Consider the following 13,433-nt stretch of genomic DNA (forward strand, 5'->3'; position numbering starts at 1 on the left):
TGCGCAGGCAATCAGAGCATTGATGGCAAAACAGGTCAGACCGGGGTTGGCAAAACCCGTTTGGGGCGAAGCTCACAAAGAGCGCCGGAGCCGATAGAGGAGCCAACCAGCGGATTCCATCAGGGGCAGCACACGCAAGTGCACAAAGCCCGGATATACGACTGCAATCTTCTCCTGTACGCCGTCAGATTCTGAAAGCTTGCACAAACGGGGGCGTCCATATACGCCCCAAGCCGGGTTAGCCCCCTGAGGGGGCAGCGACCCACACGCAGTGGGGGAGCGTGGGGGCTCCTAGTCCACAGCGTCAGCGGGCTGGCGCTGCAGCATCGCCAAGGTGTTGGCAATGGTCTTGCGCAGTTCACGGCGGTCGCTGATGAAGTCGATGGCGCCCTTGGTCTGCAGGAACTCGGCGCGCTGAAAACCTTCGGGCAGGGTCACGCGCACGGTCGACTCAATCACGCGCGGGCCGGCAAAGCCGATCAGGGCCTTGGGCTCGGCAATCACCACATCACCCAGGAAGGCAAAGCCGGCGCTCACGCCACCCATGGTCGGGTCGGTCAGCACGCTGATATAGGGCAGGCCCTTCTTGGCCAGGCGGGTCAGCGCAGCGTTGGTCTTGGCCATTTGCATCAGGCTCAAGAGGCCTTCTTGCATGCGCGCGCCACCGGTGGCGGTAAAGCAGATGAACGGCACCTTCTGTTCGATGGCAGTTTCCACGCCGCGCACAAAGCGCTCGCCCACCACCGAGCCCATGCTGCCGCCCATGAATTCAAATTCAAAGCAGGCCGCCACTACGCTGATGCCCTGCACCGCGCCGCCCATCACCACCAGGGCATCGGTCTCGCCAGTGTTCTCCAGGGCTTCCTTCAGGCGCTCGGTGTACTTGCGGCTGTCCTTGAACTTGAGGGCGTCCACGGGCAGTACTTCCTGCCCGATCTCGAAGCGGCCTTCGTTGTCCAGAAACACATTCAGGCGCGCACGTGCGCCAATGCGGTGGTGGTGGCTGCAACCGGGGCAGACGTTCTGGTTTTGCTCCAGGTCGGTCTTGTACAGAACCGCTTCACAGCTGGGGCATTTGATCCACAGGCCTTCGGGCACCGAGCGGCGCTCGGTCGGGTCGGTGTGTTGAATCTTGGGGGGAAGTAATTTTTCTAGCCAGCTCATGGGGTTCTCCGGTACAGGTTCCAGCGGGGTCGTGCGGGTAAGTGCGGGTGTGGGGCAATTATGCGTCCATGGCCTGGCGGATTTCCGCCAGGAAGTTTTGGGCGGTAGCGGCCACCTGGTCGCGCGGCTGGTTTTCCAGCAGCTGGATGATGCGGCTGCCAATCACAACGGCATCGGCCACGCGCGAGATGGTGCGGGCAGTGGCGGCATCACGGATGCCAAAGCCCACGCCCACCGGCACGCTGATGTGCTGGCGTATGCGCGGCAACATGGCCTCCACTGCGTCGGTATCGAGCGCGCCCGAACCCGTCACGCCCTTGAGCGACACGTAGTACACATAGCCGCTGGCCACGCGCGCCACCTGCGCCATGCGCGCATCGGTGCTGGTGGGTGCCAGCAAGAAGATCAGGTCCATCTGGTGTGCGCGCAGGTCGGCGGCAAAGGCTTCGCACTCTTCGGGAGGGTAGTCCACGATGAGAACACCGTCCACACCGGCTGCTGCCGCATCGCGTACAAAGGGGCCACCAGGCGTGCCCTGGGGAAAGCCCGCGGCATGTTTCTGGTCATAGCGCTCCACCGGGTTGGCGTAGCCCATCAGCACCACCGGGGTGGTGCTGTTGGTCTTGCGGAATTCGGCCACCATGGCCAGGATTTGGGGCAGGCCAATGCCAAAAGCCAGGGCCTTGTCGCCCGCCTTCTGGATCACCGGGCCGTCGGCGCTGGGGTCGGAGAAGGGCACGCCCAGCTCAATCACGTCGGCGCCACCGGCCACCATGCCGTGCATCAGCTCGGGCGTGACGTCGGCATAGGGGTAGCCTGCGGTGACAAAGGGGATCAGGGCCTTGCGGCCTTGGGCTTTCAGAGCCGCCAGGGTTGCGGTAATGCGGCTCATGGACGTGCCCCCACGCTTGCCACTGCGTGTGCTGCGCTGCCCCCCGAGGGGGCCTTCGCGCCTTGGGGCGGCCCGGCGTCGCTCATCACTCCGTTCTTCACCAGGGTCACCGGTTGTTCGAGCATTACACCGCCTTTGACGGACTGCCCCTTGCAACTCGGGCGGCAGAAGAAGTCGCCATTGCTCAGGTCGGCCACGGTGCCAATGTCCTTGTCGCCACGGCCCGACAGGTTGACCAGAATGCTCTGGTCCGCTCGCATGGTCTTGGCCAGCTTCATGGCGTAGGCCACGGCATGGCTGGATTCCAGCGCAGGAATGATGCCCTCGGTGCGGCACAGGTAGTGGAAGGCGTCCAGCGCCTCGGTGTCGGTAATGCCTACGTATTCGGCGCGGCCTATGTCGCTCAGGAAGGCGTGCTCCGGGCCCACGCCGGGGTAGTCCAGGCCGGCGCTGATGCTGTGCGTCTCTGTGACCTGGCCATTGTCGTCCTGCAGCACATAGGTGCGGTTGCCATGCAGCACGCCCGGGCTGCCGCGCTGGATGCTGGCCGAGTGCTTGCCGCTGTCCATGCCTTCTCCAGCAGCTTCCACACCAATCAGGCGTGTGCCTTCTTGCTTGATGTAGGGGTAGAAGATGCCCATGGCGTTCGAGCCACCGCCCACGCAGGCCACGACCACATCGGGCTGGGCGTTCTTGCAACCAGCGGCTGCCAGCATTTCGGGCATCTGCACCAGGCATTCATTGCCAATCACGCTCTGGAAGTCGCGCACCATCATGGGGTAGGGGTGTGGTCCGGCCACGGTGCCAATGATGTAGAAGGTGTTGTCCACATTGGCGACCCAGTCGCGCATGGCTTCGTTCAGGGCATCTTTGAGGGTCTTGCTGCCCGACTCCACCGGCACCACGGTGGCGCCCAGCAGCTTCATGCGGTAGACGTTGGGGCTTTGGCGCTTTACGTCTTCGCTGCCCATATAGACCACACACTCCAGGCCGTAGCGTGCACAGATGGTGGCCGTGGCCACACCGTGCTGGCCGGCACCGGTTTCGGCAATCACGCGCGGCTTGCCCATGCGCTTGGCCAGCATGGCCTGGCCTATGGTGTTGTTGATCTTGTGGGCGCCGGTGTGGTTCAGGTCTTCGCGCTTCAGAAAGATCTGCGCGCCGCCCATTTCACGGCTCATGCGGGCGGCGTGGTAGACGGGGGAGGGGCGGCCCACAAAGTGCGCCAGCTCGGACTGGAACTCGGCGATAAAGGCCGGGTCGTGCTGGTACTTGGCGTAGGCGTCTTTGAGCTCATTGATGGCGTGGGTGAGCGTCTCGGAGACAAAGCTGCCGCCGTATTTGCCAAAGTGACCGCTGAGGTCGGGTTGTGCGTATTCGTACATTTAAACAATTCCTGCAAGGCGTTGGTCGGCGGCGCGCACGGCGGCGACAAACTGGTTGATCTTGATCGGGTCTTTGATGCCCTTGAGGGCCAAGCCCGCTGCGTCGGTGGCTTCGACGCCCGAGCTGATGTCCACAGCCAGGCTAAGACAGCGCGGCCGCAGCGTGGCGATGCCATCGCCCACGTTTGCTGAGTCGAGTCCACCACTCAAGACGAGCTGAGCGTTGACGCTTGGAGGAAGAAGTGACCAATTGAATACCTTGCCGCCTCCACCGTATCCGTCCACATGGGCGTCCAACAGAATGGCTTTGGCGTTTGAAAAGTCGTTGGCGTATTTTACGAGGTCAAAGTGTGCCGCACCGTCGCCCAGGGGAATACGTGCCGCGCGCAGGTAAGGGCAGTTCGCAGCCGCAGCAGCCAGGCGGCTGTCGTCGGGGCTTTCGTCGCCATGGAATTGCAGGGTGGCGCCAGGGATCAGGCGGGCTGCTGCCTGCACTTCGGCCAGGCTGGCGTTGACGAACAGCAGTACCGGTGTGACAAAGGGTGGCAGGCGGCGCGCCAGCTCGGCGGCGCGCTCAGGCGTCACATAGCGTGGGCTCTTGGGGTAGAGCACAAAACCGACGGCGTCTGCTCCGGCAGCTACAGCCGCGTCCAGATCCTGTTCGCGGGTGATGCCGCAGATTTTGATGCGGGTACGGATTTGGAGGGTCATGGAAGGCCATCATACGCAGGCGTGCGCTCGGGCATTCCCCATTGGGGGTCGTAGCGTGGTCCCAGGAAGTACAGGCCGTCGGGCGAGAAGGTGGGTGCTGCGGCATCGCGGTCGCGCGCGGCCAGCACCTCGGCCATCCACTCGGGTGGGCGCTTGCCCTGGCCGATCTGCACCAGGCAGCCCATGATGTTGCGGATCATGTGGTGCAAAAAGGCGTTGGCCTCGAACTCGATGCGCCAGTAGGCGCCGCGCTGGTGGATATCTATGGCCAGCATGTTCTTTACCGGGCTCAGCGCCTGGCAGGCTGAAGCCCTGAAGGAGGTGAAGTCGTGTTCGCCCAAGAGGATGCCTGCAGCCTGGCGCATGGCGCTCAGGTCCAGCGGCCGAAAGCTCCAGCCCACGCGGCCGGCGTCCACGCTGGGACGCACCGGTGACTCCAGCAGCACATAGGCGTAGCGGCGCGAAGTAGCCGAGGCGCGGCAGTGGAAATCCTTTGATGTGAGCACCGCCCATTGCACGGCAATGTCGCGTGGCAGGTTTGCGTTGGTGCCGCGCACCCAGGCGTGGGTGTCGCGCTCGCGGTCACTGTCAAAGTGAACTACCTGCATCAGGGCATGCACGCCGGCATCGGTGCGGCCGGCACACAGGGTGGAGACACGCTGGGCGGTGAACTTGCCCAGCGCCTTCTCCAACTTGTCCTGCACCGTCAGGCCCGAGAGCTGGCTTTGCCAGCCCTGGTAGGCCTGGCCGTTGTAGCTAACGCCCAATACCACCCTCACCATGGGACGCTCGCTGCTAACCAATCCAAACCGGCCTGCCTCAAGCCCTAGCTCAGTTTGGACAGTGCGCGTTGGGCTTTTTCGCGCAGGTCACCGGTAGCCTCGGCCACCACCTCTTCAATCAGGGCGCGGGCACCATCCTGGTCGCCGATAGACACAAACTCTTCCGCCAGTGCCAGCTTGGTTTCCAGCGAGTTGTCGCCATAGGACGAACTGTCTTCCGCTTCCGCTTCTGCGGGCTCAGCAGGGCTGGTTGTGCTGGGGCCCAAGTCCAAAGAGAGGGAACCCAAGTCAAATTCCAGCATGCCTTCGTCGATGTTGGCCGGGGCTTCTTCTTTGGCCTCCATCGTGCTTGCGGCTGCAACTGCCATGGCAATGGGGTCCGGGTCGCCGGGAGGATTCAGGCTCAAGCCATCTTCTGCAAAAGACAGGTCGGGCAGAGCCTGAGGGAAATCAAATTGCGTGGACAGTTCGTCTGCTGCAGCAGGCGCCACACTCGCCGTGGGCTCCAAATCTCCAGGGCCTGAAATGTCAAAGTCCAGCGTATTGGAGATGGGCATGTCTTGCTCTGCCATCTTCACTGTTTCCTGCGCTGCATAGTCCGTCAGTGGGGCAGCTGCTGATGCGGCGGCTTCCTCTGCGGAGAAGTCCAGGTCAAGGTCAAGATCCGAGCCGGCTTCCTGCATCTCTGGCAGTGCCGAGTTCAGCACCGTGCTGTCACCGCCCAGCGCCGCCGAGTCGGTTGTCGGCTCCAGGCTGCCAAAGGCACTCAAAGTCGCGCCACCAGGCTGGTACAGAGGGTTTTGTGGGTCGATCGTCAGGCCCAGCTCACAGATGCGGCTCCATTCAGGGCTGTCTGCACCCACCAGCTGGAAGGCAGTGTTGGCGCTGGCCATGAAGTTGGCGGCGTCACGGCGCTTGGCATACACATCGAGCAATTTGCTGTGGATAGCCAGTCGCTCCGGATTGTGGCGCACCGCTTCTTTCAGTATCTCCTCGGCTTGTACGTCACGGCCATAGGCAAGATAAACATCGGCCTCGGCAACCGGGTCCACATCGTCTGCAGCGCCGAGCTGGCTGCTGGTGTATGACAGGGACGAGTTTCCGTTGGAAGCGTCTTGTGCAGTATCCACACGCTGCCCGCCGCTTGCACCAAAGAAGGAGTCCGGCTGCAGGCGGCTCTCCAGGAAGGAACTGTCCACGTGCGACGCGCGTTTCTTGTTCTGTTGGCGCCGGTAGAGGGCAAATCCGCCCAACAGTGCCAGCAAGCCACCACCGGCCAGGGGCAGTGTCGGGTCTTCCATCAGGTCATCTACCAAGCTGGACTCTGCAACCGGTGCTGCCACCGGTAGCGTGGGCTTTGCTGGCGCTGAGGCAGCCGATGCAGGTGGCGCAGGTGCGGCCACTGGCGCTGATGCCACGGGAACTGTGGCCGGGGCTTGTGCTACTTCAACTTTTGGCGCTACGACAGCAGGCGCTGGTTGAGAGGCCGCCGCCGCTACAGCAGGTGCCGCCTTGGGCGCGCTGGCTGCACTTGCTGCGCTCAGTTTATTCAGGTCGGCGATATTTTTGGCCAACTCGGCTGCACGTGTCGCGGCATCCTTTTCAGCACGCTCCTTGGCAATCTTTGCTTCGTCGGTTTTGGCTTGCAATGCGCCCTTGGACAGGGTCAGTTTGTCGGCTGCGTTGCTCGCCGCCTTTTTATCTTCTACCTTGGCGTCCACACTGCCGGCCGCCTTGCGGTTGGTGGCCTCGACCGCAGTTTTCGGCGCGTTGTCGGCAAGGCTGCGGCGGAATTCGTTGAAGTCCTTGCTTTGTGCCAGCACCGTCTGTGCCGCTTCTGCAGCGGGTACCGATTTGGCTTGCTCAGAAGTGGGCAAGTCCACCAGAGCACCGGCGCGCAGGCGGTTCAGGTTGCCCTTTGCAAAGGCGTCCGGATTGGCGCGCAACAGGGCCACCAGCATCTGGTCAAGGGACACGTCGCTGGTTTTGTTTCGCAGGGCCAGCTTGCTGGCCGAGTCGCCTGCCACTACTTTGACCTGCTGTGTGCCAGTCGCGGCAGCAGGAGGCGCTTTGGCAGCAACGGCTACGGGTGCTGGCTTGCTGGCAACCGGTGCGGACTCGGTGGCCTGTGCGGCAACAGGTGCTGCTGCAACTTTGGCAGGCACCGATACGGGCGCTGCAGTGTTGGTTTGCGGCAGCGTAGGAGCAACGGCAACTTGCTTGAGTGACGCTGGGTCAAACAGCATGGTGTAGTCACGCACGATGCGACCAGAAGACCAACTGGCTTCCAGAATCATGTCCACAAAGGGCTCATTGATGGCGCGGTCACTGCTGAGGCGAATGTACGCACGCCCGTCGGATCTGCGCGCCAACGTGGCCTGCAAGCCCGACATCGCAGGGTTGTACTCCAGACCAGCCGCTGTAAAGGCAGCAGGCGAAGCCACATTGGCCTTGAGGGAGGCAGCCTCTTCCGCGCTGATGTTGGGGACTTCGATTTCAGCCTTGAGCGGCTCTCCCAACGCTGACAGAACAGTAATGCGGCCCAGAGACAACGCAAAAACCTCGCTTGCGTGCAGGCTCAATAGCGCTACGGCAGCAGCTGCAATGGCGGTCCTGTGCCAACGATGTGACTTTTCGATCAATTTCTTAGCCTCCGGTGTTCAGGCGAGCTCCAGCATTTGGCTGTATCCGGGCTCTGGATCCTGAATCTAAAAACGTAAAAAGTACCATAACATCAATGTCTTAGGCTGACAAGCTAAGGAAGAGCTTAAGTTTGTAAGCTTCCGATTGAATGGTACCCGGTTGGCAAGGGTTGTTGTCTTGGGGCAACGACTGGGAACTATCAGGTACCCAGTCGCTGCTTACTTCATCGTTCAGGCCTGCAACAGGATGCGCAGCATGCGGCGCAGCGGCTCGGCCGCACCCCACAGCAACTGGTCGCCGATGGTAAAGGCGCCCACATACTCCGGGCCCATGGCCATTTTGCGGATGCGGCCCACGGGGATGGTCATGGTGCCGGTCACGGCCACGGGGGTCAGGTCCTTGATCGTCGCTTCACGGGTGTTGGGCACCACCTTGACCCACTGGTTGTCAGCGGCAATCATGGCTTCGATATCTGCCACGGGTACGTCCTTGCGCAATTTGAAGGTCAGGGCCTGGCTGTGGCAGCGCATGGCACCCACGCGCACGCAGAAGCCGTCCACGGGTGTTTCGATAGAGCCGAAGTCCGGGCCCTGGCCCAGGATCTTGTTGGTCTCGGCCATGCCTTTCCATTCTTCCTTGGACATGCCATTGCCGAGATCCTTGTCGATCCAGGGGATCAGCGAGCCGCCCAAGGGCACGCCGAAGTTGGCTGTCTCAGAGGCAGTCAGGCTGCGCTGCTTGGCGATGACCTTGCGGTCGATTTCCAGGATGGCGCTCTTGGGGTCGTCCAGCATGGACTTCACTTCGGCATTCAGCGTGCCGTACTGCGTGAGCAACTCGCGCATGTGCTGGGCACCGCCGCCGCTGGCTGCCTGGTAGGTCTGGGTGGACATCCACTCGACCAGACCGGCCTTGTACAGCGCGCCCACGCCCATGAGCATGCAGCTCACGGTGCAGTTGCCGCCCACCCAGTTCTTGCCGCCGCTGGCCAGGGCTTTCTGGATCACCGGCATGTTGACCGGGTCCAGGATGATCACGGCTTCCTTTTCCATGCGCAGGGTGGAGGCCGCATCAATCCAGTGGCCGTTCCAGCCTGCTGCGCGCAGCTTGGGGAAAACCTCGGAGGTGTAGTCACCGCCCTGGGCGCTGATGATGATGTCGCAGCGCTTGAGGGCTGCGATATCAAAGGCATCCTGCAGCGTGGTCTCGTTCTTGGCGAGTGCCGGTGCTTTGCCGCCCGCGTTGGAGGTGGAGAAAAACAGGGGCTCGATGAGGTCGAAGTCGCCCTCGGCCTGCATACGGTCGATCAGGACCGAACCCACCATGCCACGCCAGCCCACCAGGCCGACCAGATTTCCGATTTTCATGACTAAAGCCCTTTCAGATTTACGAAATAGATAATTTCATCTGCCCGGCTCGTCTGGCCGGTAGGGGCGCGACGAACCGGGCTGTGTCAGCCGGTAATTGTCTTGGTCACAATGGACCCCGCCGCTGCAACGTGCGCGCACACCTCGGCACAGACGGAGAACATCCGGTCGGAGCTTGGGTTGTGGCTGTGTTGCATGGCGGGTATTGTAAGGGCAAGGCTTACAGCGCCCGGACGACGGCGTTGCCCATTTCCAGCGTGGACACTTTTTGCGTACCTTCGCTGTAGATGTCGGCGGTGCGCAGACCTTGCTCCAGCACCTTCTTGACAGCGGCTTCAATGCGCAGGGCAGCGGCTTCCTGGTTCAGGCTGAAGCGCAGCATCATGGCGGCACTGAGGATGGTGGCCAGGGGGTTGGCAATGCCTTTGCCGGCGATGTCAGGGGCGCTGCCGTGGCTGGGCTCATACAGGCCCTGGCCACGGCTGTTCAGGCTGGCCGAGGGCAGCATGCCAATCGAGCCGGTCAGCATGGAGGCCTCATCGCTGAGGATGTCGCCAAACATATTGCCCGTGACCAGCACGTCAAACTTCTTGGGAGCCTTGACCAGCTGCATGGCTGCGTTGTCCACCAGCATGTGGTCGAGTTCCACATCGGGGTACTGTTTGCCGATCTCGACCATCACATCTTTCCATAGCTGCGAGGTTTCCAGCACGTTGTTCTTGTCCACGCTGGTGACGCGCTTGCTGCGTTTCTGTGCCGCCTGGAAGGCCACGTGGGCAATGCGCTCGATCTCGGGGCGGCTGTAGCGCATGGTGTCAAAGGCTTCTTCCGCACCGGGGAAGTGGCCGTCGGTGGCAATGCGGCGACCGCGCGGTTGGCCAAAGTAGATGTCACCGGTGAGCTCGCGGATGATGAGGATATCCAGGCCGGCAATCAGCTCGGGCTTGAGGCTGGACGCATTCACCAACTGCTCGTAGCAAATGGCGGGGCGGAAGTTGGCAAACAGGCCCATGTTTTTGCGCAGACCCAGAATGGCCTGCTCCGGGCGCAGGGGGCGGTCCAGCTTGTCGTACTTCCAGTCGCCCACGGCGCCGAACAGCACCGCATCGGAAGCCATGGCCAGCTTGAGCGTGGATTCGGGCAGCGGATGGCCGTGGGCTTCAAAAGCGCAACCTCCGACGAGCGCGGTTTCCATCTCCAGCGGCAGGTCCAGGACTTTTAAAACCTTGACGGCTTCGGCCACGATTTCGGTACCAATGCCGTCACCCGGCAATATTGCGATTTTCATAATGTCTTTCGGTTCAGGAGGTCATGGAGCGAGCAAGCCAGGGTTTGGTGGCCAGGCGCGCGGCTTCGAATTGTTGGATCTTGTCGGCATGGCGCAGGGTCAGGCCGATGTCGTCAAAGCCGTTGAGCAGGCAGTACTTGCGAAAGCCCTGCACCTCAAACGGCAGTTCTTCGCCCTGCGGCTTGACCACCACCTGGCGTTCCAGGTCAATGGTGAGCGTGTAGCCAGGGAAAGCCAGCGCCTCGCTGAACAGCTGGTCGACTTGGGCTTCGGGCAACACGATGGGCAGCAGGCCATTTTTAAAACTGTTGTTGAAGAAAATGTCGGCGTAGCTGGGCGCAATGATGGCCCGAAAACCAAACTGGTCCAGCGCCCAGGGCGCGTGTTCGCGCGAAGAGCCGCAGCCAAAGTTCTTGCGCGCCAGCAGCACCGAGGCGCCCGCGTAGCGGGGCTGGTTCAGCACAAAGTCCGGATTGGGCTTGCGGCTGGCGGGGTCCTGGCCGGGGAAGCCGGCATCGAGGTAGCGCCATTCGTCAAACAGGTTCTGGCCAAAGCCGGTCTTGCGGATGGACTTCAGGAACTGCTTGGGGATGATGGCATCGGTGTCCACGTTTTCGCGGTCCATGGGGGCCACGAGTCCTTGGTGTACGGTGAAGTTTTTCATTTCTTGACTGCGCCTTCGATGGATTCACCGGCCTTTTTGATGTCCTGGCCCATGCCCTTGACGGTGTTGCATCCAGCCAGGAGCAGCAGGCCCGCTACCACGGCGAATGTGAGGAGTTGCTTCATGGTGTGTCCCTTCAGCTGAATTTGCGGATGTCGACAAAGTGGCCGTGGATGGCGGCGGCCGCTGCCATGGCCGGGCTGACCAGATGGGTGCGTCCACCGGCGCCCTGACGGCCTTCGAAGTTGCGGTTGCTGGTGGAGGCGCAGCGCTCGCCCGGCTCCAGCCGGTCGGCGTTCATGGCCAGGCACATGGAGCAGCCAGGTTCACGCCACTCAAAGCCAGCGGCCTTGAAGATCTCGTGCAGGCCTTCGCGCTCGGCCTGGTCCTTCACCAGGCCGGAGCCCGGAACCACCAGCGCCAGCTTGATGTTCTTGGCTACTTTCTGGCCCAGGCTTTTCACCACGGCAGCGGCTTCGCGCATGTCTTCAATGCGGCTGTTGGTGCAGGAGCCGATGAACACCTTGTCGACAAAAATATCGTTGAGCGCCTTGCCGGGCTCCAGGCCCATGTAGGTCAAGGCGCGCTCAATGGCACCGCGCTTGTTGGCGTCTTTTTCCTTGTCGGGGTCGGGCACGCGGTCGTCAATGCCCAGCACCATTTCGGGCGAGGTGCCCCAGGTCACTTGGGGCACGATCGCGCTGGCGTCGAGTTCCACTACGCTGTCAAAGTGGGCGTCGGCATCGCTGTGCAGGGTCTTCCAGTAGGCCACGGCCTGGTCCCATTCCACGGCGGCGGCTTCCGGGGTTGCGGCATTGGCGCCGGGGGAGAGCGGGCGGCCCTTGACGTAATCGATGGTCTTCTGGTCCACCGCCACCAGACCGGCGCGGGCACCGGCTTCAATGGCCATGTTGCAGACCGTCATGCGGCCTTCCATGCTCAGGGCACGGATGGCGGAGCCACCAAACTCAATGGTGTAGCCGGTGCCTCCTGCGGTGCCAATTTTGCCGATGATGGCCAGCACGATGTCCTTGGCGGTGCAGCCGCGGGGGATAGTGCCTTCCACCTTGACCAGCAGGTTCCGGGCCTTCTTGGCCAAGAGGGTTTGCGTGGCCATGACGTGCTCGACCTCGCTGGTGCCAATGCCATGCGCCAGCGCGCCAAAGGCGCCGTGGGTGGAGGTGTGGGAGTCACCGCACACCACGGTCATTCCGGGCAGGGTGGCGCCGTTTTCCGGGCCAATCACGTGGACGATGCCCTGGCGCTTGGAGAGGAAGGGGAAGTAGGCCGCCGAGCCGAACTCGCTGATGTTGTGGTCCAGCGTGGTGACTTGTTCCTTGCTGGTCGGGTCGGTGATGCCGTCGTAGCCCAACTCCCAACCGGTGGTGGGGGTGTTGTGGTCGGCCGTGGCCACGATGGAGCTCACACGCCAGACTTTGCGACCGGCTTCGCGCAGTCCCTCAAAAGCCTGCGGGCTGGTGACTTCATGCACCAGATGGCGGTCTATGTAGAGGATGGAGGTGCCATCTTCTTCGGTGTGGATGACATGCTCGTCCCAGAGCTTGTCGTACAGCGTGCGACTCATGGTGGTCCTTTGATTGCGTGCAAAAGTGCTATCGTGCACTGGTTTTTAAACTGGTACAAGAAGCTAATTTATCCTGGTATAAATTCCACCATGACCGAAGCCGATCCACGTGCCCTGCTGGGTGCCTTCATCCGTGCCCACCGCGAGCGATTGCCCCTGCCACCCACGGCAGCCGGGCGCAGGCGCACGCCGGGCTGGCGCCGCGAAGAACTGGCCGAAGCCACCGGCGTAGGCGTGACCTGGATCACCTGGCTGGAGCAGGGGCGCGATGTGTCGGCGTCGCCCACTGCACTGGCGCGCCTGGCCGATGCCTTGCTGCTGAACCCGGCCGAACGCGCCTCGCTGTTCGACCTGGCCGGGCGGCGCGACCCGGTGGAGCCCACTGAGCGTCGTATGGAACTGCCCGAGCACGTGCTGGCCCTGCCGTCGTTGCTGCAGGTGCCCGCCTATTTGCTGGACCATCTGTGGACCGCCCGGGCCTGGAACGCGGCGGCCGCGCAGTTGTTCACCGGCTGGCTGGATGCCGGGCGCGACCGCAACCTGCTGCGCTTTGTATTTTTGTCCCCGGATGCCAGGGAGTTGATTGCCGACTGGCCGGAGCGCGCGCAGCGCCTGGTGGCCGAGTTCCGGGCCGATTTCAGCCGCCGGCCGCGCGATGCGGCCATGCAGGCGCTGATTGATGAGCTCTCTAGCAGCAGTGCATTGTTTACCCGGCTATGGGGCGCGCAAACGGTGCTGCACCGGGAGGGCGGTGAGCGCAGTTTCCAGCAGAGTGACGGGCAGATAGCGCGTTACCAGCAGACCACTCTATTGGTCGCCTCCAACACCGAGTGCAAGCTGGTGTGTCTGGTACCGCTGAGGTAAGTGCCCCCACGCTCCCCCACTGCGTGTGGGTTGCTGCCCCCCAAGGGGGCTAACCCGGCTCGCGGCGGCCCAGCGCCGGGTTAAAAAA

The 13,433-nt window shown here is 62.5% G+C and carries 12 protein-coding genes; 1 reads left to right on the forward strand and 11 read right to left on the reverse strand.

All coding sequences use genetic code 11. The features are described from left to right. Window positions 1–291: 291 nt before the first annotated feature. The 11 genes from accD to leuC form a co-directional block, all read right to left on the reverse strand. Window positions 292–1,164 (reverse strand): acetyl-CoA carboxylase, carboxyltransferase subunit beta, encoded by an 873-nt coding sequence (gene accD, locus DIC66_RS09895; protein WP_117176662.1) that lies wholly within the window; start codon window positions 1,162–1,164, stop codon window positions 292–294. 58 nt (window positions 1,165–1,222) lie between these two features. Beyond that, a complete protein-coding gene (gene trpA, locus DIC66_RS09900; protein WP_117176664.1) occupies window positions 1,223–2,056 on the reverse strand; it encodes a tryptophan synthase subunit alpha in 834 nt (277 codons plus the stop codon). After that, entirely contained in the window at window positions 2,053–3,441 is a 1,389-nt protein-coding gene (trpB, locus tag DIC66_RS09905) for a tryptophan synthase subunit beta (protein ID WP_117176666.1), read from the reverse strand. Before trpB ends, trpA begins: the two co-directional genes overlap by 4 nt. Then, window positions 3,442–4,152, reverse strand: a complete 711-nt coding sequence (locus DIC66_RS09910; protein ID WP_117176668.1) for a phosphoribosylanthranilate isomerase — start codon at window positions 4,150–4,152, stop codon at window positions 3,442–3,444. It abuts the gene before it with no gap. Further along, on the reverse strand, window positions 4,149–4,931 hold the full coding sequence (truA, locus tag DIC66_RS09915) for a tRNA pseudouridine(38-40) synthase TruA (RefSeq protein ID WP_199534710.1): 783 nt from the start codon (window positions 4,929–4,931) through the stop codon (window positions 4,149–4,151). Before truA ends, DIC66_RS09910 begins: the two co-directional genes overlap by 4 nt. 47 nt (window positions 4,932–4,978) lie before the next feature. After that, a complete protein-coding gene (locus DIC66_RS09920) occupies window positions 4,979–7,516 on the reverse strand; it encodes a motility hub landmark protein FimV (RefSeq protein ID WP_233505866.1) in 2,538 nt (845 codons plus the stop codon). 291 nt (window positions 7,517–7,807) lie between these two features. After that, window positions 7,808–8,938 carry an aspartate-semialdehyde dehydrogenase gene (gene asd / locus DIC66_RS09925; RefSeq protein ID WP_199534711.1) on the reverse strand — a complete coding sequence of 377 codons (1,131 nt, stop codon included), beginning with the start codon at window positions 8,936–8,938 and terminating at the stop codon, window positions 7,808–7,810. A gap of 226 nt (window positions 8,939–9,164) precedes the next feature. Further along, window positions 9,165–10,232 carry a 3-isopropylmalate dehydrogenase gene (gene leuB, locus DIC66_RS09930; RefSeq protein WP_117176674.1) on the reverse strand — a complete coding sequence of 356 codons (1,068 nt, stop codon included), beginning with the start codon at window positions 10,230–10,232 and terminating at the stop codon, window positions 9,165–9,167. Window positions 10,233–10,245: 13 nt separating this feature from the next. Beyond that, window positions 10,246–10,896 carry a 3-isopropylmalate dehydratase small subunit gene (gene leuD, locus DIC66_RS09935; protein ID WP_117176676.1) on the reverse strand — a complete coding sequence of 217 codons (651 nt, stop codon included), beginning with the start codon at window positions 10,894–10,896 and terminating at the stop codon, window positions 10,246–10,248. After that, window positions 10,893–11,021: an entericidin A/B family lipoprotein gene (locus DIC66_RS09940; RefSeq protein ID WP_117176678.1), complete on the reverse strand. Its 129-nt coding sequence runs from the start codon at window positions 11,019–11,021 to the stop codon at window positions 10,893–10,895. The genes leuD and DIC66_RS09940 overlap by 4 nt, the downstream gene beginning before the upstream one ends. A gap of 11 nt (window positions 11,022–11,032) precedes the next feature. After that, complete coding sequence (gene leuC, locus DIC66_RS09945) at window positions 11,033–12,481, reverse strand: 3-isopropylmalate dehydratase large subunit (RefSeq protein ID WP_117176680.1); 1,449 nt, start codon at window positions 12,479–12,481, stop codon at window positions 11,033–11,035. A gap of 90 nt (window positions 12,482–12,571) precedes the next feature. Here leuC and DIC66_RS09950 point away from each other — a divergent pair, with 90 nt between their 5' ends. Continuing rightward, window positions 12,572–13,345 carry a helix-turn-helix transcriptional regulator gene (locus DIC66_RS09950; protein ID WP_117176682.1) on the forward strand — a complete coding sequence of 258 codons (774 nt, stop codon included), beginning with the start codon at window positions 12,572–12,574 and terminating at the stop codon, window positions 13,343–13,345. Window positions 13,346–13,433 lie beyond the last annotated feature (88 nt).

The sequence above is a fragment of the Rhodoferax lacus genome, assembly GCF_003415675.1.
Lineage (GTDB): Bacteria > Pseudomonadota > Gammaproteobacteria > Burkholderiales > Burkholderiaceae_C > Allorhodoferax > Allorhodoferax lacus.